The 25,690-nt window shown below is 73.4% G+C and carries 21 protein-coding genes and 1 pseudogene; 6 read left to right on the plus strand and 16 right to left on the minus strand.

The window, feature by feature from the left end:
* Window positions 1-32 precede the first annotated feature (32 nt).
* Window positions 33-635 (plus strand): hypothetical protein, encoded by a 603-nt coding sequence (locus tag Q3W68_RS08095; protein ID WP_302904829.1) that lies wholly within the window; start codon window positions 33-35, stop codon window positions 633-635.
* Here Q3W68_RS08095 and Q3W68_RS08100 read toward each other — a convergent pair.
* From Q3W68_RS08100 to Q3W68_RS08110, 3 genes are all read right to left on the minus strand, one after another.
* Window positions 603-1,001, minus strand: a complete 399-nt coding sequence (locus Q3W68_RS08100) for a hypothetical protein (protein ID WP_302904830.1) — start codon at window positions 999-1,001, stop codon at window positions 603-605. The genes Q3W68_RS08095 and Q3W68_RS08100 overlap by 33 nt on opposite strands.
* A 149-nt stretch (window positions 1,002-1,150) precedes the next feature.
* Window positions 1,151-1,372, minus strand: coding sequence for a DUF397 domain-containing protein (locus tag Q3W68_RS08105; protein WP_013283299.1), 222 nt, complete (start codon window positions 1,370-1,372; stop codon window positions 1,151-1,153).
* Window positions 1,342-2,223 carry a helix-turn-helix transcriptional regulator gene (locus tag Q3W68_RS08110; protein WP_091415989.1) on the minus strand — a complete coding sequence of 294 codons (882 nt, stop codon included), beginning with the start codon at window positions 2,221-2,223 and terminating at the stop codon, window positions 1,342-1,344. The genes Q3W68_RS08105 and Q3W68_RS08110 overlap by 31 nt, the downstream gene beginning before the upstream one ends.
* A gap of 615 nt (window positions 2,224-2,838) precedes the next feature.
* On the opposite strand from Q3W68_RS08110, the gene Q3W68_RS08115 reads away from it, so the two are divergent.
* Together Q3W68_RS08115 and Q3W68_RS08120 are read left to right on the plus strand one after the other, a co-directional pair.
* On the plus strand, window positions 2,839-3,126 hold the full coding sequence (locus Q3W68_RS08115) for a hypothetical protein (RefSeq protein WP_018785581.1): 288 nt from the start codon (window positions 2,839-2,841) through the stop codon (window positions 3,124-3,126).
* A gap of 98 nt (window positions 3,127-3,224) precedes the next feature.
* Window positions 3,225-3,725, plus strand: coding sequence for a hypothetical protein (locus tag Q3W68_RS08120; RefSeq protein ID WP_302904986.1), 501 nt, complete (start codon window positions 3,225-3,227; stop codon window positions 3,723-3,725).
* Window positions 3,726-3,728: 3 nt separating this feature from the next.
* Here the strand turns inward: Q3W68_RS08120 and Q3W68_RS08125 are convergent, their stop codons facing one another.
* Both Q3W68_RS08125 and Q3W68_RS08130 read right to left on the minus strand, forming a co-directional pair.
* On the minus strand, window positions 3,729-4,682 hold the full coding sequence (locus Q3W68_RS08125; protein WP_302904831.1) for a PASTA domain-containing protein: 954 nt from the start codon (window positions 4,680-4,682) through the stop codon (window positions 3,729-3,731).
* Window positions 4,683-4,779: 97 nt separating this feature from the next.
* The gene (locus Q3W68_RS08130) at window positions 4,780-5,451 is read right to left on the minus strand and encodes a PASTA domain-containing protein (protein ID WP_302904833.1); all 672 of its coding nucleotides are present in this window, start codon (window positions 5,449-5,451) and stop codon (window positions 4,780-4,782) included.
* Between the two features lie 104 nt (window positions 5,452-5,555).
* Here Q3W68_RS08130 and Q3W68_RS28290 point away from each other — a divergent pair.
* Window positions 5,556-6,431, plus strand: a pseudogene (locus Q3W68_RS28290) (hypothetical protein); the annotation flags it as partial.
* A gap of 755 nt (window positions 6,432-7,186) precedes the next feature.
* Here Q3W68_RS28290 and Q3W68_RS08140 read toward each other — a convergent pair.
* Window positions 7,187-8,665 (minus strand): glutamate--cysteine ligase, encoded by a 1,479-nt coding sequence (locus tag Q3W68_RS08140; RefSeq protein WP_302904835.1) that lies wholly within the window; start codon window positions 8,663-8,665, stop codon window positions 7,187-7,189.
* Window positions 8,666-8,919: 254 nt separating this feature from the next.
* The gene (locus tag Q3W68_RS08145) at window positions 8,920-9,501 is read right to left on the minus strand and encodes a YceI family protein (RefSeq protein WP_302904836.1); all 582 of its coding nucleotides are present in this window, start codon (window positions 9,499-9,501) and stop codon (window positions 8,920-8,922) included.
* A gap of 101 nt (window positions 9,502-9,602) precedes the next feature.
* Between Q3W68_RS08145 and Q3W68_RS08150 the strand changes: the two genes are divergently transcribed.
* The gene (locus Q3W68_RS08150) at window positions 9,603-10,094 is read left to right on the plus strand and encodes a MarR family winged helix-turn-helix transcriptional regulator (protein WP_120572439.1); all 492 of its coding nucleotides are present in this window, start codon (window positions 9,603-9,605) and stop codon (window positions 10,092-10,094) included.
* A 256-nt stretch (window positions 10,095-10,350) separates the two neighbouring features.
* Here the strand turns inward: Q3W68_RS08150 and Q3W68_RS08155 are convergent, their stop codons facing one another.
* The 9 genes from Q3W68_RS08155 to Q3W68_RS08195 all read right to left on the minus strand — a co-directional run bounded on the left by Q3W68_RS08155 (window position 10,351) and on the right by Q3W68_RS08195 (window position 24,992).
* Window positions 10,351-12,885 (minus strand): helix-turn-helix domain-containing protein, encoded by a 2,535-nt coding sequence (locus Q3W68_RS08155; protein WP_302904838.1) that lies wholly within the window; start codon window positions 12,883-12,885, stop codon window positions 10,351-10,353.
* Between the two features lie 100 nt (window positions 12,886-12,985).
* Entirely contained in the window at window positions 12,986-14,134 is a 1,149-nt protein-coding gene (locus Q3W68_RS08160; RefSeq protein WP_302904839.1) for an acyl-CoA dehydrogenase family protein, read from the minus strand.
* A gap of 94 nt (window positions 14,135-14,228) precedes the next feature.
* Window positions 14,229-15,761, minus strand: a complete 1,533-nt coding sequence (locus Q3W68_RS08165; protein ID WP_302904840.1) for an acyl-CoA carboxylase subunit beta — start codon at window positions 15,759-15,761, stop codon at window positions 14,229-14,231.
* 219 nt (window positions 15,762-15,980) lie between these two features.
* A complete protein-coding gene (locus Q3W68_RS08170) occupies window positions 15,981-16,901 on the minus strand; it encodes a hydroxymethylglutaryl-CoA lyase (protein WP_302904841.1) in 921 nt (306 codons plus the stop codon).
* 26 nt (window positions 16,902-16,927) lie between these two features.
* Window positions 16,928-18,295 carry an acetyl/propionyl/methylcrotonyl-CoA carboxylase subunit alpha gene (locus tag Q3W68_RS08175; RefSeq protein WP_302904842.1) on the minus strand — a complete coding sequence of 456 codons (1,368 nt, stop codon included), beginning with the start codon at window positions 18,293-18,295 and terminating at the stop codon, window positions 16,928-16,930.
* Window positions 18,296-18,372: 77 nt separating this feature from the next.
* Window positions 18,373-18,987 (minus strand): TetR/AcrR family transcriptional regulator, encoded by a 615-nt coding sequence (locus Q3W68_RS08180; RefSeq protein ID WP_120572441.1) that lies wholly within the window; start codon window positions 18,985-18,987, stop codon window positions 18,373-18,375.
* Window positions 18,988-19,058: 71 nt separating this feature from the next.
* Window positions 19,059-21,902, minus strand: coding sequence for a hypothetical protein (locus Q3W68_RS08185; protein ID WP_302904843.1), 2,844 nt, complete (start codon window positions 21,900-21,902; stop codon window positions 19,059-19,061).
* Window positions 21,895-23,688: an HSP90 family protein gene (locus Q3W68_RS08190; protein WP_302904844.1), complete on the minus strand. Its 1,794-nt coding sequence runs from the start codon at window positions 23,686-23,688 to the stop codon at window positions 21,895-21,897. Before Q3W68_RS08190 ends, Q3W68_RS08185 begins: the two co-directional genes overlap by 8 nt.
* Window positions 23,689-23,852: 164 nt before the next feature.
* Window positions 23,853-24,992 (minus strand): FAD-dependent monooxygenase, encoded by a 1,140-nt coding sequence (locus tag Q3W68_RS08195; protein WP_302904845.1) that lies wholly within the window; start codon window positions 24,990-24,992, stop codon window positions 23,853-23,855.
* Window positions 24,993-25,079: 87 nt separating this feature from the next.
* Here Q3W68_RS08195 and Q3W68_RS08200 point away from each other — a divergent pair, with 87 nt between their 5' ends.
* Complete coding sequence (locus tag Q3W68_RS08200; protein WP_302904846.1) at window positions 25,080-25,679, plus strand: TetR family transcriptional regulator; 600 nt, start codon at window positions 25,080-25,082, stop codon at window positions 25,677-25,679.
* The last annotated feature ends 11 nt before the right edge of the window (window positions 25,680-25,690 follow it).

Consider the following 25,690-nt stretch of genomic DNA (forward strand, 5'->3'; position numbering starts at 1 on the left):
GGTCGACGTCGAAACGGGCAAGGCTAGGGGCCATGGATGACCGTCTCGCCCTGCTGCTTCCCGTCGCCGCCGTCTGGCTCGCCGCCGGACTGGTCGCGGAGGGCCTGCCCGGGATCGACCGCGCCCGCGCGCTGCGCCGGCGTACCGGATGGTTGTCCGCCCTGGTCCTGACCGGCCTGGCGCTCACCGCGGCGGTCCTCGCCGCGGGCCTGCAGAGCGCCGGCGACACCACTGTGGACCGGGCCGCCGCCGCGCTCGGCGTCGCCGCGGTGCCGGCGGCCGTGGTGGCGGCCTGTACGGTACGGCGGGTCCGGCGGCTGCGGTCCGGCGCGGGCGCGTTCGCGGCGGCGCCCGGGACGCCCGCCCCGCACGGGCTGCGCGCGGCGGCGGCGCACCCGCTGATCGCGCTGCCGCTCCAGGCGACGGCGATCGCGGTGCTGGTGGCGGTGCTGCCGGCGGTCGGGGTCGACCTGTTCGCCGCGCCGGGCGTCGCCGGACCGGTGATCACCGTCGGGGTGCTCGGTGTGTGCGCGATCGGAGTACGCCACGCGCTGCGGCACAACCGGCTCGCCGAGCGCGCGATGCCGGCCGCCGACGCGGTGTCAGCGCGACCGGCTCGCGCCCTGCACGTATAGCAGTTCCAGGATCGCGCGGGTCGCCTCGAACCAGCGGTCCAGCCAGCCGGGCGGAGGCACGCTGCCCTTCGGGGGCAGCTCCATCAGCAGGCCGCGCAGCAGCGGGTGGTCCACCAGGGGCTCCTGCTGCTCGACCGGCCAGCCGCTCGGCGGGAAGGACGGCTCGGTCAGCGGGTTCGGGTCCAGCGACGGCAGCGACAGCGGCGCCGCGGCCTGCTCCGGCACGCCACCCTCGCGGGTGTCCTCGCCGTCACCGGAGACCACCTCGGTGAGGACGGTGTCCCTGCGGGCACCCCGGTACTTGCCACCGAACCGCTCGGGCTTGCCCGGGCCGCTGGTGAGGTTCTCTGAACCGATCGTCGTCATCCGTCTCGCCTGCCTTGTTCGGTTGCCGATCCGTGCGGTTCAACGAGGCGGATCGGAACTGGCGACGGGTGCCCGCCGCCGTGCGGGCACGCGGACGTGAATGGTCCCGCCCGGCGGCGCTGCCGGGCGGGACCACATCTCGGTGCCGGTCAGCTCCGGCCGAACACGCCGTTCCGGGCGCGGGCGACGAAGGCGTGCCAGTCGCCCGGAGCGAAGACCAGAGCCGGGCCGGTCTTGTCCTTCGAGTCCCGCACTCCGACCGCCCCGGTCACGTACGCGACCTCGACGCAGTTGTCGCAGTTCGGCCCGCTCTTCGAGCTCTTGAACCACGTCGCCTGCGTCAGGTCCACGGGGAACTCCTTGGTCGCCATTTCCACAGTGGCTCCTCTGCCAGTTTCGCGATGTGTGCGATGGACTCCTCCGGGCGCATGGCCGCTGCTCGAATGTGATCGAAGATGAAGCTGTACTTCTGCAGTTCGTCACTCTTCTCCAGGAAGAGCCCACCCGTGGCGTTCTCCGCGTACACGACATCGGGATCACTCGGCTCGGGGAAGCTGAGGATCGTGAAGGTCCCGTCCATGCCGGCGTGCGCTCCCACCTCGAAGGGCAGGACCTGCACCGTCACGTTCGGCAGTTCGGCCACCTCCACCAACCGCTTGAGCTGGCCACGCATCACCACGTCGCCGCCAACCGGCCGGCTCAGCACCGCCTCATCGAGCACCACCCACAGATCGACCGGATCGTCCTGCGTCAACAACGACTGACGGCCCAGACGGACACGCACCCGAGTGTCGACCTGTTCGTCGGTGAAGTCCGGCCGGGCCGCCCGGATCATCGCGCCGGCGTACTCCTCGGTCTCCAGCAGACCCGGCACGACCTGCTGCTCGTACGCCCGGATGGAGCTGGCCGCCGCCTCCAGGCCGACGTAGGCGCCGACGAGCACCGTGCTGTACGGATGCCACCAGCCCTTCTGCCGGGCCTCCCGGGCGATCTGCACCAGCTCGTCGCTCTCCGCGCCGACCACTCCGTAGATGCGGAGCATGTCGCGTACGTCGCGCGGGGTCGCCGTGGTGTGGCCGGTCTCGATCCGGGAGATCTTGGACGCCGAGCACTCCAGCTGCTCGGCGACGACTTCGATGGTGATGCCCGCCGCCTCCCGCTGCCGGCGGAGTTCCGCCCCCAGCCGGCGTCGCCGGATGGTGGGGCTGCGCCGTTCGCTCACGGTGCCGTCCATCGGCTTGCGGGACCACGCTTCACAGTCACCCGGCTACCTCCGGTCGGTCGCGCCCCGGTTCGGCTCCCACCGCGGGCGCGACCGGCGGGCGGCGGGTGTTCGTTCGCGGCAGGGGTGGTGCCGGTCGTCGACCGGCCGCGACGGGCGAAACCGGCGTCCAGTGTGCCGCTCCGATACCTGACGCTTCAAGTTTCGGCGTTTGCGTGTCCGACTCACCTATCAGCAAAAGTCGACGTGCAACTTGCATGTCGCACGTCCCTGATGCAGTCTGTCCGTATGGCACGGGTTACTCACCGTCTTCGCTTGATCTCCGGGAGTGGTGACACCACGGTCCGTGGGACGGCCGGAGGGGAGCCGTCCCGCGCCGTGAGACCTGCCCCGGAATGAAGACCCCGTCGCTGCACGCCGGCTTGGCTGCGGCGGCGGGAGCGGTAACCGGGAGCAGCCGGGTGATGGTCGGGTGGCGGTCCGCCACCGCGGGTACGGCCCGACCAGCACCGACCCACCGACCGCCGGTCCACGAGGCAGACCCCCCGTCACCGGACCGCACCGACCCCCGTTCAGCCTCGCCGGTCCCGCCGGCCGACCTTCCCAGGAGCCCATGTGCTTCCCCGCTCCGGTGACGTACTGCACGTGACACGCGCGGCGAGTGTCCAGTTCCTCCGACCGATCATGTTCCGGGTGATCCGGGTGCTCGACTGGCCGACCTACGACGGTTGGCTCTGGCTCGACGGCTACGAGTTGAACGCGGCGGGGGACGCGGTCAACCGGAGGTCGATCTTCGTACTCCAGGAGGGGTTGCGGCAGCTCCAGGCCGCGCCGGCTCCGCGTCAGCACACGGTGCGTACGGCCCGCCGCCCGGTGGTCCGGACCCCGGTCCGGGTCGGCTGACCTGACGATTCCCGGTCGGGAGGGCGTGCCGTCGCCATAGAATCGGTACGCCCACCCCGGCACGTTCCACCCCGCGCGCCATGGACCCTGAACCTGGGATGGTCATGGTCAACTTGCCCGCCGCGCGGCGGCACCACCGGTCCCGTATCGGCTATGCCCTCGGGCTCTTCCTCTTCCTCGTCACCGCGACCGCCCTCGCGCTCGCGGTACGTCATCCCGCCTTCTCCGCCACCCAGCAGCTCGCCGAGCCCGTACCGGCCCCGGAGATCACCGTGGCCGGCGAGGACGGCCGGACGGGGTCCGACACGGCCGGTTCCGATGCTGCCGACTCCGACGCCGCCGACTCCGACGGAGCCAACTCCGACGCGAGGGACGACGAGGACGGCTGGTGGGCCGACGCCGACCGGTCGGAGGACGAGGACGATCCGGCGGGCACCGGGGGTGGGGAGGGCACCGCGGGCGGCGAGGGCGCGCTCGCCGAGCGGCCGACCGACCCGACCGAGAACCTCAGCCGGTCACTGTTCTACTCCGGGCTGCTCGGGCTCGCCATCTCGCTGGCCGGGCTGGGGCTGGTCGGCACCCGCAGACGCCAGTGGTGAGCGTCAGGGCGTGGTGGTCGTCGCCGGGGCCGATCCGGGGGTGGCCGGGCCGCTCGTCGGCGGCGCGGGTACGGCCACCACGATCGTGACCCGGTCGTCCTCGCCCACCGGGTAACCGGCCTCGGGATCGGTGGAGATCACCGTGCCGGCGGGGCGGTCCGATGCCCGCCGCTGCACCCGGTAGTCCAGGTCCAGCCGGTCGAGCGCCGCCCGGGCAGCCGCCTCCGGCAGCCCCACCAGCGGCGGCATCGGCACCTCGACCGGCGCGGTCGTGGCCGGCGGCGTAGTCGGAGGTGAACTACTCGGCGCGGCACTGGTCGGTGCGGCGCTCGTCGGGGCGGCGCTCGTCTGCGCCGAGATGCTCGGTACCGCCGGGCCCGGATCGGAGTCCCGGTCGGCGGCACGCAGCGCCAACCACACCCCCACCCCGATCAACCCGAGCAGGAGGAGCGCCAGGATGCCGAGCAGGATCGGCATCCACCATCGGCGCCCGGCCTGCTCGTCGCCGTACCACTCGGCCCCGGGCTCCGGATAGCCCGCCGGCCGTGGCGGCGGCACCCCGGCCCGGCCGGACCAGGCGCCCACCGGCTCCTGCGGGGTGGTGGCGTCGAGCGGACGGCCCGGCCCGCCCTGTCCCGCCGGTCCGCCGGGCAGCGGACGGGTGGCGTCGCCCGCGTTCCGCGGCATGGCGCGGGTCGCGTCCGCGTCCTCCCCGGCTACGTCCCGGGGCATCGCGCGGGTCGCCTCCACGTCTTCCGCGGCGGAGTTCCGCGGCATGGCGCGGGTCGCGTCCGCGTCCTCCCGGGACGCGTCGCGGGGCATCGCGCGGGTGGCGTCGGCGTCTTTCCCGGCCGCGTCGCGGGGCATCGCGCGGGTGGCGTCGGCGTCCCGGTCCGGAGGCAGCGCCCGGGTCGCGTCCGCGTCACCGGCGGGTGGTTCCTGACGGTCGTCGCTCATGGCACGTCCTTTCCCCACCGGGACGGGGCGCACGGCCCTCGATCGTCCACCGTAGCGGTCCCCGGCGATACCGGCCGGGATCAGCGCGCCGCGCCGGTCAGGGAGTCGGCGACGTGGAGACAGTCGGTGGCGTGGACGCCTTGTCGCCGCAGGTGAGCGTCACCTGGTCGTTCCACCGGGCGGTGCTTCCGGCCACCGGCTGCTGCGCCGTGACCGGACCCTGACGCCCGGTGGCGTACCGGGGATAGAGGCCCGCCTCCACCAGGTCGTCGGCCGCGTCGGAGCAGGACAGCGTGCCCACGTCGGGCACGGTGACGGCCGGCGCCGGACCGGCGACCCACACGGTGACAGTGGTGCCGCGCTTCACCGGAGTGCGGGGAGCCGGTGAGGCACGCTCCACGGTGCGTCCGGTGCCCGTACCGAAGACCAGTCGCCAGCCGAGCCGGCGCTCGCGCAGGTCCCGGCGGGCCTGCTCGAAGTCGACGCCCACCACCTCGGGCACCGTGAGCCCGGGCGGGGCGCTGGTGCGCGTACCGGATGGTTGGGCGGCGGTGGTCGGCGGTGCCGTGGCCGCGGAGGCCGATGTGGACGCGGCGGCGGGCGGTGCGGAGTCGCCGGGCACGGCCGAACGCTCCGGCTCACCCGCAAGGATCCACCCGACGCTGGCGCCGATCACGGCCAGCAGGACCACTGCCACACCACCGCCGAGGAGCAGCCTGCCCCGTCCCGGGCCGGTCCCGTCGCCCGCCGGTTGCCGCTCGTCAGTCATGCTCCCCCGCCCCGATCATCGACGACCGTATCCGTTGCTCACTGACGGTCACGGCCCGTCGTCACGACTCGCCGCGCCGACCACGGGACGTTACGCTCCCCGGCATGGTCAGACGGGGCTGGGGAGGATCGACAGCCGCCGCGCTCGGCGTCGCCGCCGGCGCGGGCGCCGCGCAGCTCGGTTTCGGGTACGGGCTGGGCATCATCAACTGGGCGCCGGCCGGCGCGGCACGGGCCGAGGCGGCCTGGGTGGCGAGCCTCGCCTGGGCGACCTGGATCGCGGCGACATCGGTCATCGTCGGTGCGGTCTGCGCCCAGCGCCTGCGCGGGAGCGACGACGAGCCGCAGGGCACGCTGCCCCGGCTCGGCCTGGCGCTCGCCGCGGGTGTCGGCGCGATCGTCACCGTACTGCTGGTGGCAGTTCCGGCGCGGGCTGCCCGGGTGCCGGACGTCTCCGCCCCGCAGGCCGTCGCCGCCGCGTACGCGGGTGCGGGGCTGCTGCTCGGCGTGCTGCTCGCCGTCTGGGCGCTGCACACCCGGGCCGCCGCCACCAACCTGATCGCCACCACCGGCTGGCTCTGGCTGCTCGCCGTGGTGTCGGTGGTCGACGGGGTGGTCGCCGGCCGTGGCCTGACCACTGCCCAGCTCGGCATCTGGCAGATCAGCGCGGACCGTGGCGCGTTCTGGATCCGCGACTACTTCTACTGGCCCGGTGCGCTGCTGTCGGTGCTCTCCGCCCTGGTGATCGGCCTGGTGGCGGCCCGCCGAGCCGCCCGCGCACCCGAGATCCGGGTCGGCGCGGCGGCCTCCGGGGCGGCCGGACCGCTACTCGTCGCGCTGGCGTACCTGCTGGCCGTGCCGCGCCTCGCCGGGATCGCCGCGGAACAGTTGTCGGCCCACCTGATCGCCCCGTACGCGGTGATCGCCGGCATCGGCGGCTCGATGGTGATGGCAGCGCTGGCCCAGCGCGCCGAGCGTCGTGGTGCCGAGCGGGTGACCGTGCCCCGCCAGCGCACCGGCGAGCCGGACTCGGTCGACGGGGAGAACGCGTCGATCCGCGAGAACGCGGCCGAGCCGGACGGAGGGTCGACGCCCGGCGACGAAGCAATCAGGCCGACCGGGTCGGCGCCGGCGATGTCGGATCCGTCGGCGTCAGGCGAGTCGCCGTCGGGCGAGTCGCCGTCGGGCAAGTCGCCATCGGGCACGTCGCCGTCGGGCAAGTCGCCATCGGGCACGTCGCCGTCGGGCAAGTCGGCGTCAGGCAAGTCGTCCAGGTCGGCGTCGGACCGACCCGCGTCGGGCCGGTCCGTGTCGGGCCCGTCCGCGTCGGGCCGGTCGGCATCGGATCTCCCGGGCGTCACGACCGGACCGGAGAGGGCCCCGGACCCGGTGGCCGGTTCGCCCCGGGACGCGCTGGCGGAAGGCGAATCGGACGCGGCGTCGGGTCCGACGGAGACGGAGCGGGGTCGTGCCACCCGGTCCACCACCGGCCGCCGGGGCCGGGCCGTGCCACCGCAGCGGCAGCCCGAGGCATCCGAGCAGATCATTCCCGCAGGGCCGCGGGACAAGGTGACCGACGAGACCGACCCACCCCGCCGGGGCCGCTGAGACACGCATCAGCCCTCCGCTGCGCGTCGATCTTGCAGCAGTAGCGGCCCCTCGAATGCGGCGAATGCGAGCTTTGTGAGGGCCGCAACTGCAAGATCGACGGGTTGGGGGGCGGGGGACGGGGTGGGTCAGTCGACGGGCCAGGTGTGGACGGGCTCGTTGCCGCGTTGCAGCTCGGCGTAGCGCTGGACCATGTGGTGCAGCGCGGCCTCCCGGTCCAGGCCCCGGTTCCGCTCGGCCGTCCACACCGTCTCGGTCTGCCAGACCGCGCCGTTGCGACCGGTACGGCAGCGGCCCTCGATCACGCCGAGCAGGCGGTCCCGCTCGGCCGGGGCTACGCCGAACCGGTCCAGCCCCTGCGCGGCCACCGGCAGCAGCGTGTCGAGGACGAGCTTGGTGACCGGCACGTCGCCGAGCCGGGGCCAGTGCAGGACCGCCTCGATGCCGCGCCGGGCGGCGGCGTGGAAGTTCTCCTCAGCCGAGGAGAACGTCAGCTGGCTCCAGATCGGACGTTCCGCCTCGGCGAGGCCGCGGGCCAGCCCGAAGTAGAACGCCGCGTTGGCGAGCATGTCCACCACTGTCGGGCCGGCGGGCAGCACCCGGTTCTCCACCCGCAGGTGCGGGCGGTCGTTCATGATGTCGTAGACCGGCCGGTTCCAGCGGTAGACGGTGCCGTTGTGCAGTCGCAGCTCACCGAGCTGGGGCACGCCACCGGCGTGCAGCACCTCGACCGGGTCCTCCTCCTCGCAGATGGGCAGCAGCGGCGGGAAGTAGCGGACGTTCTCCTCGAACAGGTCGAAGATCGAGGTGATCCAGCGCTCGCCGAACCACACGCGGGGGCGTACGCCCTGGGCCTTCAGCTCGTCCGGGCGGGTGTCGGTGGCCTGCTGGAACAGCGCGATCCGGGTCTCCGCCCAGAGTTGCCGGCCGTAGAGGAACGGCGAGTTGGCGCCGACGGCGACCTGTACGCCGGCGATGGCCTGGGAGGCGTTCCAGTAGTCGGCGAAGCTGTCCGGCGCGACCTGGAGGTGGAACTGGAGGCTGGTGCAGGCGGCCTCCGGCGCGATGGAGTCGGTGTGCGTACGCAGCCGCTCGACGCCGTTGATGTCCAGTTCGATGTCCTCGCCGCGGGCGCCGACGATCTGGTCGTTGAGTACGCGGTACCGCTCGTTCGTGGAGAGGTTGTCGGCGACCAGGTGGCGTTCGGTGAGCGTGGGCAGGATGCCGACCATCATGATCGTCGCGTCGGACTTGGCGGCCCGCTCGTCGGCGCGGCTGAGGCTGCTGCGCAGGTCCTGCTCGTAGTCGGCGAAGCCGCTGCCCTCGATCAGCCGGGGCGAGGCGTTGAGTTCGAGGTTGAACTGCCCCAGTTCGGTCTGGAACAGCGGGTCGGCGATGTCGGCCAGGATCTGGTCGTTGCGCATCGCCGGTTCGGCGGCGCCGTCGATCAGGTTCAGCTCGATCTCCAGCCCGGTCATCGGGCGGTCGGCGTCGAAGCCGAAGTCGTCGAGCATCAGCGCGAACACGTCCAGACACCGCCGGACCTTCTGCCGGTAGCGGACCCGATCCTCGCGGGAGAAGGCGCCCTGCTCGACGTCTCTGCCCATGTGTCCTCCCGGCGCCGGTGCGACGGAACCGTACCGTTCCGCAACGCATTGTGAACCATTCGCGTGGTGGGCGTAAGTGCGCCCGTCCCGCCACCCGGCTGGACGGGCGACAGGTCTGCACCTGTACCCCGTCACCGTCCTCACCAGCGCGTCAGTGGCGGAGAACTTCACGTGACGATTCGCACCGCCGGGGCGTACGCGAGAAGGGCCCGCACCGTCGGCGGACGGTGCGGGCCCTCGGGCCGGTGCCGGGCTCAGCCCTGGCGGATGGCCTCGCCCTCGATCTCGATCTTGATCTTGCGGCCGACCAGGACGCCGCCGGTCTCCAGCGCCACGTTCCAGGTCAGGCCGAAGTCCTCCCGGTCGATCTCGGTGGAGGCGGAGAAGCCGAAGATGTCCTGCCCGAACGGGCTGCGGCCGACGCCCTCGAACTCCACCTCGAGCTCGACCTGACGGGTCACGCCCTTGATGGTCAGCTCGCCGGCGAGCACGAACTCGTTGCCGTCGCGGGACTTCACAGCGGTGCTGCGGAACTCCAGCGTCGGGAACTGCTCCGCGTCGAGGAACTCCGGGCTGCGCAGGTGCGCGTCGCGGTCCGCCTGGGCGGTGTTGATGCTGGCCGCCTGGATGCTGGCGGTGACCGAGGACTGCATCGGGTCGTCGGTGACGGTGATGGTGGCGGTGGCGTCCGCGAACTCACCGCGTACCTTGCTGACCATCATGTGCCGCGCGACGAAACCGACACGCTTGTGCGCGGCGTCCAGCACGTAGGTGCCGGGGGTGGGGATGGTGAGACCCTCCCAGTCGCGGGTAGTCGCCTCGGTGCTGCTGGTCATGATGCTCTCCTCCGGAGAAGAATGTTTAGGTGCCCAACGGCTGACTGAGCAACTATAGTTGAGACAATATTCCCCGTGTCAAGTGTTGCTAGGATGGTGGCGTGGACCAGAACGTGTTCGACGACCCCCGGATCACTGCCGTCGGCCTGCTCGTCGAGGCGCATGCCGGGCTCGCCGCCCGGTTCGCCGCCCAGTTCGAGGAGCACGGCCTCTCCCCGGTCGAGTTCGAGGTGCTGACCCGGCTCGCCCGCTCACCCAACAACCAGCTGCGGATGACCGATCTGGCCGCGCAGACCTCGCTCTCCACCAGCGGCGTGACCCGCGTGGTGGATCGGATGGAGCGGGACGGGCTGATCTGCCGGCGCGCCTGCCCGTCCGACCGGCGCAGCTCCTTCGCGGTGGTGACCACCGCCGGCCTGAGCCGGCTGGACGACGTCCTTCCCGGCCATCTGCGGATCATCGAGCAGTGGTTCACCAGCCAGCTCGACCCGGCGCAGCTCGACGGGCTGCTGGACGGGCTGCGCCGGGTACGCGACGCGGTCCATCCGGGTGCCACCGCCGGCAGCACCGAGCCGGCCGAGGACGCCGCCTGACGGTCCGCGATCTGCCGGCCACTACCCACCGGTCACCGGCAGAATGACCGGCAGAACCGCCAGAGCGGCCGGACAAAGCTGTCCATATATTCGCGAATCGGTCGTCCGACCTCGGTAGTCTTCCGGCAGCGGGGGGCACCGGGGGGTGCTGGCGCGAGCGTGGAGCGAGGGGCAGCACCAGGGGGCTACTTCGCTCGCGCCACCCCCGCGCCCTCCGCCTCCCCGTGCCCGCACCGCGACACACACCCGCGGGCGCTCATCGCCCGCGTCGGGCCGACAGGGAGAACAGCAACTCCTCCTCCTGCGGCAGCAGGCTGACGCCGGTGACCTGCCGCGCCGCGTCCAGCCGGTCCAGCACACGCGGGTCAGCGGTGCTCACCGCCAGCCCCACCAGCGCCTCGACCAGATCCCGCCGGTCGGCGACTCCCTCGGCCGCGTCCGCTGCCGCGGCGAACCACTCCGCTGCCAGCTCCCGGTCTCCCCGGTGCAGCGCCACGTGTCCCTCGATCAACCCGCGCAGCGCGTCCTCGGTCCGGGCGTCCCCGCCCACGCCGGGCGGATCGAGCATCTCCGCCGCCGGTGGACGGCGCCGGCCCGGCACCGCGCCCGACGGCCACAGCTCGGCGACCGTGGCCAGCGCCTCGTCGGTGTGCCCGGCGTGGGCGAACGCCAACCCGACCGCGCCGACCGTCCGGCGCCGCCGCCCGGGATCGCCCAGCTCCGCGAGCGCGGCGGCCACCCGGCGCCCCTGCTCGACCGCCTCGGCGAATCGGCCCTCCAGGCGGGTCAGCTCGGCCCGATCGGCCCGCGCCAGCACACGCAGGCGCTGGTCACCGCACTGCGCCGCGAGCCGGTCGACGGTGGCCAGCCGCCGCCGGGCGCCGGCCAGCCGCCCTTCGCGTACGTCGTGCCAGGTCAGGTGCGCCTGCGCGACGGCCATCTCGCGTACCCGGTGATGCCGGGTGGCCGATGCCAGCGCGGCCTCGGCCTGCTCTCGGGCCTCGTCGTGCGCGCCGAGCCCGCGCAGCAGCGTGCAGAGGACGGACCGGGCGGACAGTTCCCCTGTCACGTCGCCCGCCTCGGCGAAGACGGCCAGGGCGGCCCGGGCCACCGGTAGTTCCTCCGCGCCCGCGCCGTGCTCGGCGGCCAGCCGGGCCGCGCCGAGCATGGCCCAGGCCCGCAGCGTGGGCCGGGCGCTCGCGGTACGCGGATCGGCCAGCAGTCGCCGCAGCAGGCGCCGCCCGGAGACGTCGCGCCCGCGCAGCCGCCACCATCGGGGCAGCGAGGCGGCGAGCAGCAGCGCCGTCTCCGGCGCGTGCTCGGCGGCGTACGCCAGCGCGGCGGTGATGTCGCTCGTCGCCTCGTCGAGCACGTGCACCGCGCCGGACATCTCCGCGCCCACCAGCCCCGGTGCGGCGCGGTGGACCAGCCCGGCGATCACCGCGGCGTGCCGCATCCGGGTCCGGGTCGTCTCGCCCTCGACGTCGGCCTGCTCGGCGGCGAAGTCACGGACGGCGTCCAGCAGACGGAACCGGAACGGTGCGGTGCCCCGGACGCTGAGCAGCCCCAGCTCGCGCAGCCGGTCCAGCATCGGCGCGGCATCCCACCGCCGGCCGCCGTCGGCGAGCAGTTCCTCGGCCAGCTCGACCGACCAGCGGTTACGGAACGCGGACAGCCGCCGCAGCGCCGCCCGGTCGGCGGGCGCGAGCAGGTGATAGCTGGTCGCCACCGCCTCGCGCAACGTCACGGTGCCGGCGGACGGGTCGGCGGGCTCCCAGCCGGGGCGCACGCCGGTCAGGTCCAGGACGCGGTCGCCGTAGCGGTCGAGCAGCTCGGTGACGTCGAGGATGCGTCCCCGTGCGGCCATCAGCTCGATGGCGAGCGGCAGTCCGCCGAGCCGGCGTACGAGCGCGGCGAGCGCCGGCAACTCGGCCGCCGTCGGCGGTTCGGGGCGGACCTGGGCGAGCCGCTCGGCGAACAGCGCCGCCGCCGGCCAGCGGGCCAGGTCGGCCCGGTCGGCGGGTTCGGCGCCGGCCGGCGGCACGTCGAGCGGCGCGACCGGCCGGACCAGCTCGCCGGGCAGGCCCACCGGACGGCGGCCGGTGACCAGCACCCGCATCGTCGGCACGGCGGCGGTCAGGACGCGCAGCGCCTCGGCCACCGCGTCCGGCGCCCGGTCGACGGCGTCGACGAGCAACAGCGCCCGCCGGTCGCCGATCCGGCAGGACAGGTCGGCCAGCCGGTTCACGCCGAACATCGACGCCGACGCGGCGAGCACGTCGGCGGTGTCCGAGCCCTCGCCCACGAGCACCCCGGCCACGCCCGCCGGGTGCCGGGCCGCCACCGCGTGCGCGACGGTGACGGCCAGCGCGGTCTTGCCCACCCCGGCGAGCCCCACCAAGCTCACCACCGGGTACGCGTCGAGCAGGCCGGACACCTCCGCCACGTCCCGCTCGCGGCCGAGCAGCGGTACGGGCTGGGGCAGCGCCACCGGCGGATCGTCGGCGGCACCGGCGGCGGGAAGGCGGGATGCCGGCGGCCGGGCGGTGCCGACGAACTCGCGCCGCTCGTCACCGCTCAGGCCGAGCGCGTCGGCCAGCAGGTCGACAGTGGTGCGCTGGGGCCGGGTGGCCCGCCCCCGTTCCAGATCGCGGACCGTCCGTACGCCCACGCCGGCCCGGTCCGCCAGCTCGGCCTGGGTCAGGCCGACGGCGAGCCGGTGCCCGCGCAGCAGGTCGGACAGACCGGTACGACCGCCGAGGCCCCGCGCACGGTCATGATCCGGAGTCATGGGCACGAAGATTACGGATGGACTCCGACGCTCCACAGCCCATCGTCAACCACCCGACCGTCCACTGCCGATATCCGACAGGGCGCGGTTGCGGGCGTCCTCACATGCCGAGGTCGCGCGCGATGATCATGCGCTGGACCTCGCTGGTGCCCTCGCCGATCTCCAGGATCTTGGAGTCGCGCCAGAAGCGGGCCACCGGGTACTCGTTCATGAAGCCGTACCCGCCGTGGATCTGCGTCGCCTCGCGGGCGTTGTCCACAGCCACGGTGGAGGCGTGCAGCTTGGCGATGGCCGCCTGGCGCTTGAACGGCTCACCGGCGAGCATCCGGGCGGCTGCGTCGTAGTAGGCCAGCCGGGCCGTGTGCGCCTTCATCTCCATGTCTGCGATCTTGAACTGGATCGCCTGGTAGTTGCCGATCGGCTGGCCGAACGCCTGGCGTTCCTTCGCGTACTTGATCGACTCGTCCACGCAGCCCTGGGCCAGGCCGACGGCGAGCGCCGCGATGGCGATCCGACCCTCGTCCAGGATGCGCAGGAACTGCGCGAAGCCCCGCCCGCGCTCACCGAGCAGGTTCTTCGCCGGCACCCGGCAGTCGTCGAACGTCAGCTCGTGCGTGTCCGACGCGGTCCAGCCGACCTTCGAGTAGCCGGGCGCGACGGTGAAGCCCGGCGTACCCGACGGGACGATGATCGTGGACAGCTCCTTGCCGCCGTCCGGCCGCGTGCCGGTGACGGCGGTGACGGTGACCAGCGCGGTGATGTCGGTGCCGGAGTTGGTGATGAACGCCTTCGAGCCGTTGATCACCCACTCGTCGCCGTCCAGGACCGCGCGCGTCCGGGTGCCGCCCGCGTCCGACCCGGTGCCCGGCTCGGTGAGCCCGAACCCGGCCAGCGCCTCACCGCTGAGCAGCTTCGGCAACCACTGCGCCTTCTGCTCCTCGGTGCCGAACCGGTAGATCGGCATCGCGCCGAGCGACACCGCCGCCTCCAGCGTGATGGCCACGCTGGAGTCGACCCGGGCCAGCTCCTCCAGTGCCAGGCAGAGCGCGAAGTAGTCGCCGCCCATCCCGCCGTGCTCCTCCGCGAAGGGCAGCCCGAACAGGCCCATCTTGCCCATCTGACGAACGATCTCGTACGGGAAGGTGTGCTGCTCGTAGTGTTCGGCGATGGTGGGTGCGACCACGTCGCGGGCGAACTCCCGCACGCTGGAGCGCAGCGCCTCCTGTTCGTCGCTGAGCCGGAAGTCCATCTGATCCTCCTGGTGGGACGGCGGTACGGACGGGCCGGGCGCTCGTGACGCCGGGGCGTGGGTCGGTCGGACCCGGGGGTGGGGCGTGGGTCGGTCAGACCGGGGTGACGCCGTGCCGGCGCCGGGAGAAGTGCCGCTCCTTGCCACGCGCCGCGGCGAACCGGCGTACCAGCTCGGCGCGCAGCTCGTGCGGCTCGACGATCGCGTCCACCACCAGCTCGCTGGCGAGGCGGACCACGTCGATGTCGCGCTCGTACTCCTCGCGCTTCGCGGCCACGAACGCGGCCCGCTCGGCCTCGTCGGAAATGGCGGCGATCTTGTTGGCGTAGACCGCGTTGACGGCGGCCTCCGCGCCCATCACCGCGATCTTCGCGGTGGGCAGCGCGATGGTGGCGTCCGGCTCGAAGCCGGGGCCGGCCATCGCGTACAGACCCGCGCCGTACGCCTTGCGGACCACCACACAGATCTTGGGTACGGTCGCCTCGGAGATCGCCGTGATCATCTTGGCGCCGTGCCGGATGATGCCCTGCTTCTCCACCGCGCTGCCGACCATGAACCCGGGCACGTCGCTGAGGAACAGCAGCGGCACGTTGAACGCGTCGCAGAGCTGCACGAACCGGGTCGCCTTGTCGGCCGAGTCGACGAAGAGCACGCCGCCCTTGAACATCGAGTTGTTGCCGACCACGCCGACGACCTCGCCGTTCAGCCGGCCGAATCCGATGGTCAGCTCCTTGGCCCACAGCGCCTGGATCTCGAAGAAGCTGCCGGAGTCGAGCAGGCCCTTCACGTACCGGCGCATGTCGAATGCCTGCCGCTCGCTGGCCGGGACCAGCGCGGCCAGGTCGGCCTTCTCCGGCGCGTCCACCGCCTCGGCGGCCGGCGGGTCCTGCTTCCAGTTCGAGGGGAGGTAGGACAGGTACGTCCGCACCACGTCGAGCGCGTCGTTCTCGGTCTTGCAGAGGAAGTGGCCCACGCCGGACTCGGCGCAGTGCACCTTCGCGCCGCCCATCGCCTCCAGCGTGGTCTTCTCGCCGGTGACCATCTCGACCATCCGGTCGGAGCCGAGGTACATGCTGGCGTTGCCGTCCACCATGGCGACCACGTCGCAGAACGCCGGGATGTACGCCCCACCCGCCGCGCTCGGCCCGAACAGCGCGCAGACCTGCGGGATCGCGCCGGACGCGCGGACCTGGTTCCAGAAGATCTTGCCGGCGCCGCGCCGACCCGGGAACAGGTCGACCTGGTCGGTGATCCGGGCCCCGGCCGAGTCGACCAGGTAGACCATCGGGACGCCGGTCGCGTACGCCCGCTCGATGATCCGAATGATCTTCTCGACGGTACGCGCGCCCCAACTGCCGGCCTTGACAGTGGAGTCGTTGGCCATCAGGCAGACCTGGCGGCCGTCGATGGTGGCGGTGCCGGTGACCACGCCGTCGGCGGGCAGCCCGTCGGCCATGGCGTTGGCGTAGAGCCCGTCCTCGACGAAGGAGCCCTCGTCGACCAGGTACGCCACGCGCTCGCGGGCGAACAGCTTCCCCTTCGCGGCGTTGGCCGCGTGGTACTTGTCCGCTCCGCCGGCGCGGGCGCGCTTGCGTAGCTGCTCCAGAGCCTCACCGTCGAGCGTCACGCCGACTCCCGTTGCCACGGCCCCCGCACAGGGCGCCCACCGACCTGAACGATCGTTAGGCTACCCCACCCGAACCTCCCCCGGCACCCCACCACACCCCGACACCCCGTCCGCCCCCGCTCCCCTTCGTCGATCAAGGAGTTTGTGTCCTCCGGCGACCCGAGCGAGGACACAAACTCCTTGATCAACCGGGCGGGAAACGGGAGGGACGGGACAGGGTCAGGAAGGGAGGGGGGTCAGGCGGGTTCGGGGGCCGGCTCGGAGGACTCCCGACGGGAGTTTCTTGCCCACCAGGGATTCGGCCAGCTCGGCCGCCTCGATCAGGGCGTCCAGGTCGATGCCGGTGTCGACGCCCATGTCGTGCAGCATGTGCACCGCCTCCTCGGTGGCCAGGTTGCCGCTGGCACCCGGGGCGTACGGGCAGCCGCCGAGGCCGCCGACGCTGGCGTCGAACTCGGTGACGCCCAACTCCATCGCGGTGAGCATGTTCGCCAGGGCGGTGCCCCGCGTGTTGTGGAAGTGCAGCAGCACCGGCAGGTGGGCGTTACGGTCCCGGACCGCCGTCACCAGTTCGCGGACGCGTCGGGGCGTACCCATGCCGGTGGTGTCGCCGAAGGCGACGCGGTCCGCGCCGTCGCGGGCGACACGGTCGACGATCGCGGCGACCCGGCGGGGGTCCACGTCGCCCTCGTAGGGGCAGCCGAAGCTGGTCGCGACGATCACCTCGGCGGTGGCGCCCGCGCCGTGCAGCAGGTCGATCAGCTCGGCGATGTCGTCGAGCGACTCGTCCGTGGAGCGGTTCACGTTGCGGCGGTTGTGCGTGTCGCTGGCCGAGACCACCACCTCGATCTCGGTGAAGCCGGCCGCCAGCGCCCGCTGCGCGCCACGGGTGTTCGGCACCAGGGCCGAGTAGCGCACCCCGTCGACCTTCTGCGCCCGCTGCCACACCTCGTCGGCGTCGGCCATCTGCGGGATCGCCTTCGGGTGGACGAAGGAGACGGCCTCGATGCGGCGTACCCCGGTGCGGGACAGCGCGTCGAGCAGCCGCACCTTCGCGTCGGTGGGGATGGGCTCCTCGTTCTGGAGGCCGTCGCGGGGACCGACCTCACGGATGCTCACGGAGTCCGGGAGTTCCGCCATCAGGTATCACCTCACTGGGTCGAAGGTCAGCGCATCCGGGAGACGATGCCGGTGTCGTAGTCGCCGGAGAGGAACTCCTCGTTCTCCAGCAGCTCGGCGAAGAACGGCAGGTTGCACTTGGGGCCGGCGATCTCGAACTGGGCCACAGCCGCCCGCGCCCGCTGGACCGCCTCCTCGCGGGTGTCCCCGGTGAGGATCAGCTTGGCCATCAGGCTGTCGTAGAACGGCGTGACGGTGTTGCCGGCGACGTACCCGGAGTCGACGCGCACGCCGGTGCCGGACGGCTCGTTCCAGGTGGTGATCGCGCCCGGACCGGGCAGGAAGCGCTTCGGGTCCTCGGCGTTGATCCGCAGCTCGATGGCGTGGCCGCGCGGGGTGAGCGCGTCCGGGTCGAACGTCGGCGCCAGGCCCGCCGCCACCCGCAGCTGTTCCTCGACCAGGTCGACGCCGTAGACGTACTCGGTGACCGGGTGCTCGACCTGGAGCCGCGTGTTCATCTCCAGGAAGAAGAACTCTTCGGAGAGGGGGCTACCGTCCTTAAGGTCCCGCTGACGCGGGACCAGCAGACACTCGACAGTTCCGGCGTTGCGGTAGTTCACCGCCTCGCCCGCGCGTACCGCCGCCGCCAGGAAGCGCTCGCGCAGCTCGGGCGACACCGCCGGGGACGGCGACTCCTCGACCAGCTTCTGGTTGCGCCGCTGCACCGAGCACTCCCGCTCGCCGAGCGCCACCACCCGGCCGTCGGCCAGGCCGAGGATCTGCACCTCGACGTGGCGCACCCGGGGAAAGTACCGCTCGATCAGCACCGACCCGTCGCCGAACATCCGCTCGGCGAACGCGCGGACCTTGTCGTACTCCGTGCGCAGCGCCGCCTCGTCAGCTGCCACGCCCATGCCCATGCCGCCGCCGCCCGCGGCGGCCTTGACCATCACCGGGTAGCCGATCTCCGCGGCGGCCGCGGCCGCCGCGTCCAGGTCGCCCGCCGGCTCGGTGGTGCCCGGCGCGACCGGCACTCCGGCCGCCGCCATCAGGTTCCGGGCGTTGATCTTGTCGCCCATCGCGGTGATCGCGTCGGCGCCGGGCCCGACCCAGATCAGGCCGGCCCCTTCGACGGTACGGGCGAAGTCCGCGTTCTCGGACAGGAAGCCGTAGCCGGGGTGGATCGCCTGCGCGCCGGTGCTACGGGCGGCGTCGAGGATCGCCTCCACGTTGCGGTAGCTCAGCGCCGGGTTCGCCGGGCCGACGCATACCGCCTCGTCGGCCTCGGTCACGAACGGCAGCCCGCCGTCGGCCTCCGAGTGCACCGCGATCGTCCGGATCCCGAGCCGCCTGCCGGTACGGATGATCCGCCGCGCGATCTCCCCCCGATTCGCGACCAACAACGATTCGATCATCTTCTGCACGGACGTGACCCCTTCTCGACGCAAAGCCGGGGTCTCTTCTTAACACGCGTTAAGGTGAGCGCGGCGTGTCAGGTCGGATCGGTGGGCGCGAGCAGGGCCGCGAGGGTCGCGCCGCGCAGCAGTTCGGCCCGGCGCCGGCGGTCCACCTCACCGCCGAGGAACGGGGTCGAGTTCATCAGGCCGAACGCCGCGTGGGCGAGCACCCGGGCCTCACCGTCGGGCAGGCCGGGGTGCAGCGCGGTCAGCACGGTGACCCATTCCTCGACGTACATCCGCTGGAGCCGGCGGATCCGGCGGCGCGGCTCGTCCGGGAGGCGGTCCAGCTCGTGCAGGTGCAACGCGATCACCGCCGGGTTGGCCAGCGCGAAGTCGACGTGGAAGTCGATCAGCGACTCCAGCGCGGCACGCGGGTCGCCCGGGTGACCGGCGGCGCGTTCCCGCCCGCCCGCGAGCAGCCCCTCGCTCACCGGGATCAGCGCGGCGACGAGCATCGCCTCCTTGCCGGCGAAGTGGTGGTAGAGCGCCGGACCGGTGACCCCGGCCGCCGCGCCGATGTCGTCCATCGACACACCGTGGTAGCCGCGCGCCGCGAAGAGGCCGACCGCGATCTCCAGGATCTCGTCCCGCCGGGACCGGCGCCGGGCCGCACCCGCCGCCCCCCGTGCCTGCTGTTCCACCGCCACCGGACCAGCCTAGACCTCGCGTTCGAGCTGGGGCAGCCGCGGTTACCCAACGGTTGCCCCAGCCCGTCGCGTCAGTCCTCCTCGATGCCGTGGTCGGCGCGGACCTTCGCCGCATCGGCCTCCCGGCCCTGCTCGTCGAGCGCGCGGGCCAGCAGCCAGGCGGCCTGCGTGGCCGGGCGGGAACCGGTGGGCAGCCCGCCGAGGACCGGGCGCAGCAACCCCTCGGCCTGCTCCGGCCGCCCGTCACGCAGCAGCAGCTCGCCGGTCAGCACCTCGACCTGCGCCGCCTCGCCGAACGCCTCGATCGACCGCAGGCGCTCCGGCACGCCGTCCACCCGGTCCAGCGCGGCGGTGAGCCGGTCCTCGCCGATCAGCACCCGGGCCACCGCGTCGGCGGCCATCGCCCGCTCGTACGTGACCACCGGCGGCTCGTCGGCGCCGACCGGAAGCGCGGCGGCGGCCTCGTCCACCCGCTCGATCGCGGCGACCGCGGCCGGCAGGTCACCGGACCAGTGCAGGGCGAGCAACTCCCGCCGCCGGGCCCGCAGCTCGTCCACCTGGTAGCCGGCGAGCCGCCAGGCGGTCGCCGCCGCCGCGAACCGCTGCGCGGCCAGGGCGTCCCGGTCGGCGTCGTAGAGCAGGCCGCCGGACTCCTCCAGCACCTGCGCCCGATGGGGGAGATTGTCCGGCCCGTCCAGGTTGTCGGCCAGCGTGTCGAGCACCGTCAGCGCCAGATCCGTCTCGCCGAGACCCGCGTAGATGCCCGACAGCAGGTGCCGGCACCGGTCCGCCTCGGCCTGCGCGCCCGCCCGGTCGAGCCCGAGCACCGCCTCCTCTGCCACCTCGGCGGCCTCGGCCAGCCGCCCGGCCACCCGGTACGCCTCGGCCAGCTCCCAGCGCAGCAGCGCGTCGCCCTCCAGCCCCTGCTCGACGCAGAGGGTGACCGCCTCGGCCAGATCCTCCACCGCCTCGCCGGCCCGGTCTGCGGCCATCAGCGCCCGGCCCCGGGTCACCCGCAGCGGCAGGTGCGCGCCGGCCGGTGCCACGGACAGCGCCTCGTCGCAGGCGGCCACCGCGTCGGCCGGGTCGTCGGTGGCGCGGGCATACGCCAGGCAGGCGCCGGTCAGCATCTCGGCGTCGCCCAGCTCGCCCGCCAGCCGCCGGGACCGCGCCGCCGCGTCCCGGAACTCCTCGGCCCGTTCCAGCTGCTCCAGCACGTGCGTGCGGTGCAGCGCCACCCGCCCGGCCAGCCACGGATCGGCGTCCGCCTCCGCCTCGGCGCGGTCGAGCGCGTCGAGCGCCTCCGCCCACTGCTCGCGGTGCACGTGGGCCAGAGCGAGCCGGTCCCAGCCGGCGGCCCGGTCACGCGGCTCGCCGTGCTCGGTCAGGTACCCGGACGACTCCCGGGCCAGGGCCAGGCCCTCGTCCGCGCTCTCCTCGACCATGCTGAGCAGCACACCGAGCCGCCCGGCCACCACCTGGGCGCGCAGCGGGTCCGGCACCTCCCGCCACGCGGCCAGCGCCTCCCGGTTGACCTCGATCGCCACCGGTACGCCGTCGTCGTCCTGGGACAGCTCACCGGCCCGCAGTTCCAGCCGCCAGGCCCTGGTGGTCGCGGGCACGTCGGCGTCGCCGAACCGCTCGTCGTACGCGCGCAACGCGGCGACCAGGCCGTCCCGGCGGTTGGTGCGCCAGCACTCCTCGGCCAGCGCGAGCAGCTCGTCGGCACCGGCGTCGGCCGGCACGCTGACCGGCTGCGCGGAGGCCACCGGAGCGTCCGGGCCGGTACGCGGCGCGGGCACCGCCGGCCGGCGCAGGCTCGCGGACAGCGGCAGGTGCTCACCGACCGGCCCGGCCGCCAGCTTGCGGGCGATCAACCCGGACTGGTGCGTGGTGCCGTTGCGGGCGTCGAAGCGCTCGGCCAGCGCGGTCGCCGCACCGGCCAGCTCGTCGGCGAGCGCGCCCGCCGGCACGTCCGCGGCCGGCCGATCGCCGGAGGCGCGGCGGTGCACAGTCAGCTCGGCCGGCACCTGGCGCAGCGCCGCCGAGGTCGCGGCCGCGAAGTGCATAGCGGCAGCCGGAGTGGGCGCGCGGTCCAGCCAGTCCAGGTGCCGCTCGACCAGCTCCAGCGCGCGGGCCTCGTTGCCGGTCACGGTGCAGAACTCGATGTGCTCGGCGATGTCCCACAGGTCGGCCAGGTTGCCGCGGACCCGCCGGTACGCCTCCCGGTGCGCGTCCCGCGCCGCGTCGGTGCGGCCGGTCTCGCGGTAGGGCGTGAGCAGCGCGGTGAGGATCCCCTGCGGCTGCTCGCTACAGGTCAGCCGGCCGGCGAGCACCGGCTCCGCCAGCGCCACCGCCTCCTCGTGCCGGCCGTGCCGCACCAGGTGCGCGACCTGCGTGGTCGGGTCGCAGCCGGCGCAGTCGGACAGCGCGTCGCGGGGCGTGGTCATCCACTTGCGGTACCACTGCTCCGCCGCCTCGTCGTCGCCCAGGTGCGCGGCCACCAGGTAGCGGTGCTTGTAGACGGCCTGCAGCGAGTGCCCGGAGTCGCGGTAGCGCCGTTCCATGTCGTCGAGCACCGCGTACGTCCGGTCCAGCGGCAGCTCCGGGAACTTCACCATGGCGTTGACCATGTACTTGAAGAACCAGAGAAGCTGGTGCGTGTAGCGCTGGTGGTAGGGCTGCGGGTCCTTGTCGTACTCGGCCAGGCACCAGGAGAACGTGACGAAGGACTTCGCCGGTTCGCCGCCGTAGACGTACGCGGTGGTGCCGGTGACCCGGGCGGCGAAGGCGAGGTGCCGGTCGTCGCCCGCATCGGCGCGGCGCAGCAACTGCTCAAGTGCGGCGATCTGCCCCGGGCCGTACGGCATGGATTCGATCTCGTGGTGCATCCGCCAGAGGTCGTCGTCAGTCACGGGTCTCTCCCGGTACGGCCCGGCCGAGCAGGCCGAGGAAGGAACTGTTCAGCAGTGCGGCGTCGGCCGCCCGGATCGGGTGGTGCCCGAGCAGCAGGGCCTGCCCGTAGAGCGCCTCGACGGCCAGCCCGACCAGCTCCGGGTCGGCGAGCGTGGTGACCCGGCGGACCAGCGGGTTGCGGTGGTTGAGCACCAGTTGCGGGCGGTCCGGCGGGGCGGAGGCGGCGAGCGCGTCGAGCACCCCGCCCCACAGCTCGTCGGCCTTGTCGCGGCTGGCGGCGAGCTGGTCGTGGAACGCGGCCGACCGGGACACCAGGTAGAGCGCCGGCAGCGAGACCGGGTCGTACGCCCGGATCACCACCTCGCAGCCGAGCCGCTCCAGGGCCCGCTGCGCGGCGGTGAGGAACGGCCGCAGGGCCAGCTCGACAGCCGGATCGAGGATCTCGAACCGGGTGGTGAGGTCGCTCGGCTCCAGCCGTTCGATCAGGACCGATCGATCCACTGTGGGCAGCCGCTCGATCAGCTCGGTGTCGTAGGTGTAGCCGCCGTTCACCACTGCGAGATCCTGTGCGGCGGCGACGGCGGCGAGCTGGCGGAACTCGTCCAGGCTGGCGGCGTACCGGAGCACGCCGTGCCGCTGCCGGAACTCGGCGAGCGTCATCGTGCCGACGTTGGTGTCCATCGGCCACCACTGGTCGACCAGCCGCAGCATCTCGTCGTCGTGCATCGCGAGCGCCTTGACCCCGAGGTGGTGCACCTGGAGGAACTCGCCGAGCCGGCGCGGGTCGTGCTTGGCGAGCCGGACCAGCCAGCCGCGGATCTGGTCGCCGAGCGCCTCCCGGACGGAGGTGAGCAGCGTGTCCTCGTAGAGCGCCTCCCGGCTGGCGGTGGGGCGCAGCTCACTGGCGTCGACCACGCAGTGGGCGAAGAAGGCCCACTCGGGCAGCAGGCCGTCCGCGTGCTCGCTGAGCAGCATCCGCTTGAGGTAGACCCGGTGCCCGGCCCGGGTGGCCGGGTTCACCGCGGCGGGCAGGATGAACGCCACGCCGGTCAGGCCGGCCTCGGGCACGGACAGCGGCACCACGTCGAACGGGACGAACCCGAGCAGCTCCTGCGCGTACCGCTGGAGCGCGGCCCGGTCGACCGGCGCACCGGGCGTGGTCGGCCACGGCGGCGGGCCGGAGGTGGTCGGCGTGTCACCGACCCGCACGTCGACCGGCAGCAGGCCGCCGTAGAGGCGGGCCAGCTCGGTGACTGTGGGTACGCCGAGCCACTGGTCGGCGTCGCGCCGGGGCACCAGCGTGACAGTGGTGCCGGGCTCGTCCCGGGCCTGCTCCGGCTCGGCGAGCCGCACCGCGTACCGCCCGTCGGACCAGCCCGTCCAGAGCACTGTGGGCTCGTCGGCGTGCCGGGTGACCACCCGGATCTCGTCCGCCACCAGGAAGCAGGAGAGCAGGCCGATGCCGAACTGGCCGAGGAACTCGTGCCGGGAGAAGCCCAGCTCGTCGCGCTTGGAGCTGCGGCCGATGGTGGCGAGCAGTTCGTGCACCTGCGCCTCGGTGAGCCCGATGCCGGTGTCGTGCACGCGCAGCGTCCCGTCGCCGGTCAGTTCCGGTGGCTCGATGCGCACCCGGGCCGGGGCGTCCGGCTCGGCGGACCGCCGTGCGGTGATCGCGTCGACGGCGTTCTGGAGCAGCTCGCGCACGTAGACGCGCGGGCTGCCGTAGAGGTGGTGGCTGAGCAGGTCGACCACGCCACGGAGGTCCACCTGGAAGGTGCGGTCCAATCGCGCTCCCGGTTCGGATTTTCGGCGCTCACCGTACCGGTCAGCGCCGACAGTGTCCGTCCCGTTTCATCCCGCCCCCTCCCACCCACCTCCTCGCCGATCTTGCAGTTTCCGCCCAGGCGAACACGCACAAAAAGGACCCGACAAGGGCCGCAACTGCAAGATCAACGGGGTGGGGGTTCGAAGCCGGCGAGGCGAGTGGCGATTCGGTTCCGGGCTGCCGGGAGGGCGGAGACCGCCCGGAGCAGGAGGTTTCGTAAGGGGCGGACGGCACCCGGTGCGGCGGCCAGGCGGGTCAGGCCGGCGGCGAAACCCAGCACCTCCTCGGCGCGGGGGCGGCGGTCGGCGGCGTACCCGTCGAGGGCCCGCGGTCCGGCGGCGAGCGCGTCGCCGAGGGCGACCGCGTCCCGCAGGCCGAGGTTCATCCCCTGCCCACCGGCGGGGCTGTGCACGTGCGCCGCGTCCCCGGCGAGCAGCACCGGCCCGCAGCGGTAGGTGCTCGCGATCCGGTGGTGGATCCGGAACCGGGACGACCACGCCATTCCGGTGACCCGGTCCGGCCGGCGCACCGGCCCGCGCTCGTCGAGCAGCGCCTGGAAGTGGTGCGCCTGCGGGTCGCGCGGCGCGTCGTCCACTGTGGCGACCAGCCGGACGGTGCCGTCGGGCAGCGGCGCCCAGACCAGCGGACCCTGCCGGGACAGGAAGAGGCTGACCTGGTCGCGCGGGAGCGCGCTGTCCACGTGTACGTCGGCGAGCAGGAACGACTCCCCGGGGTCGGCCGGGCCGCCGAATCCGATGCCGGCCAGCTCGCGGACCCGGCTGCGCATCCCGTCCGCGCCGACGACCCAGCGCGCCCGGACCGTCCGGCCGCCGTCGAAGCGCGCGACGGCGCCGTCGCCGTCGAGGTCCAGCCCGGTCATCTCGTACGGCCGCAGCACGCGCCCGCCGAGCGCGGTGAGCCGGTCGGTGAGCACCGCCTCGGTCTCGGCCTGCGAGATCAGCAGCGCGTACGGGTAGCGCGACGGCAACCGGTCGAAGGGGACGGTGAGCAGCACCCGGTCCCGGTCGCGGACGCTGAACCGGGCCGATCGCAGCCCTCTGGCGGCCAGCGGCGCGGCGACCCCGATGCGGTCCAGCACTTCGAGGGTGCCGGCGTGCACGACGGCGGCGCGCGACGTGACCGCCGGTTCGGCGAGGCGGTCGACGAGCGTCGCGGTCACGCCGTGCCCGGCCAGCGTCACCGCCACGGCCAGGCCGGTCGGCCCGGCTCCCACCACGAGGACGTCAGTGCGTTCGGGCAGCATCGCTCCACCTCCGGGGGTCAACAACTGTTTGCCAACGCTTGTTGACTTCACTGTAGAGCCGATGTCAACACGTGTTGGCCTACAGTCGTGGACGTGACCGAACCCGCCACCCGCGCCCGCCGCTCGGACGCCACCCGGGCGGCCATCCTGCGCGCCGCCCGGGAACGCTTCGCCGCCGACGGTTACGACCGCGCCACCATCCGGGCCATCGCCGCCGACGCCCGCATCGACCCCTCGATGGTGATGCGCTACTACGGCAGCAAGGAGGGACTCTTCGCCGCGGCGGCCGAGTTCGACCTCCGCCTGCCCGACCTGGCCGAGGTGCCGCCCGACCGGCTCGGCGAGACGCTGACCCGGCACTTCGTGCGCCGCTGGGAGGCGGACGGGACACTCGTCGCCCTGCTCCGGGCGGCCGCCACCAACCCCGGCGCGGCCGAACGGATGCGCGGCGTCTTCGCCGACCAGCTCGCCACAGCGGTGGCCCGTTCCGTCGCCGACCCGGCGACCGCCGCCCGCCGGGCCGGCCTGGTGGCCAGCCAGATCCTCGGTCTCGCGCTCACCCGGTACGTCGTCCGGCTGCCACCGGTGGTGGACCTCGACCCCGAGGAACTGACCGCCTGGGTCGGCCCGACGATTCAGCGCTACCTGACCCAACCTTTGCCCCCGTCCCGCGCGTCTGGCGGGTGACGGAGGGAGGA

It is taken from the genome of Micromonospora sp. C28ISP2-4 (assembly GCF_030519385.1).
Lineage (GTDB): Bacteria > Actinomycetota > Actinomycetes > Mycobacteriales > Micromonosporaceae > Micromonospora > Micromonospora tulbaghiae.

Bases quoted from the DNA above. Each gene is read 5' to 3' on its own strand.
- Q3W68_RS08095 (WP_302904829.1), top strand. From the start codon at position 33: ATGGATGACCGTCTCGCCCTGCTGCTTCCCGTCGCCGCCGTCTGGCTC.
- Q3W68_RS08160 (WP_302904839.1), bottom strand. From the start codon at position 14,134: ATGGACTTCCGGCTCAGCGACGAACAGGAGGCGCTGCGCTCCAGCGTG.
- Q3W68_RS08100 (WP_302904830.1), bottom strand. From the start codon at position 1,001: ATGACGACGATCGGTTCAGAGAACCTCACCAGCGGCCCGGGCAAGCCC.
- Q3W68_RS08145 (WP_302904836.1), bottom strand. From the start codon at position 9,501: ATGACCAGCAGCACCGAGGCGACTACCCGCGACTGGGAGGGTCTCACC.
- Q3W68_RS08130 (WP_302904833.1), bottom strand. From the start codon at position 5,451: ATGACTGACGAGCGGCAACCGGCGGGCGACGGGACCGGCCCGGGACGG.
- Q3W68_RS08125 (WP_302904831.1), bottom strand. From the start codon at position 4,682: ATGAGCGACGACCGTCAGGAACCACCCGCCGGTGACGCGGACGCGACC.
- Q3W68_RS08195 (WP_302904845.1), bottom strand. From the start codon at position 24,992: ATGCTGCCCGAACGCACTGACGTCCTCGTGGTGGGAGCCGGGCCGACC.
- Q3W68_RS08140 (WP_302904835.1), bottom strand. From the start codon at position 8,665: ATGGGCAGAGACGTCGAGCAGGGCGCCTTCTCCCGCGAGGATCGGGTC.
- Q3W68_RS08175 (WP_302904842.1), bottom strand. From the start codon at position 18,295: ATGATCGAATCGTTGTTGGTCGCGAATCGGGGGGAGATCGCGCGGCGG.
- Q3W68_RS08155 (WP_302904838.1), bottom strand. From the start codon at position 12,885: ATGACTCCGGATCATGACCGTGCGCGGGGCCTCGGCGGTCGTACCGGT.
- Q3W68_RS08170 (WP_302904841.1), bottom strand. From the start codon at position 16,901: ATGGCGGAACTCCCGGACTCCGTGAGCATCCGTGAGGTCGGTCCCCGC.
- Q3W68_RS08105 (WP_013283299.1), bottom strand. From the start codon at position 1,372: ATGGCGACCAAGGAGTTCCCCGTGGACCTGACGCAGGCGACGTGGTTC.
- Q3W68_RS08120 (WP_302904986.1), top strand. From the start codon at position 3,225: ATGGTCATGGTCAACTTGCCCGCCGCGCGGCGGCACCACCGGTCCCGT.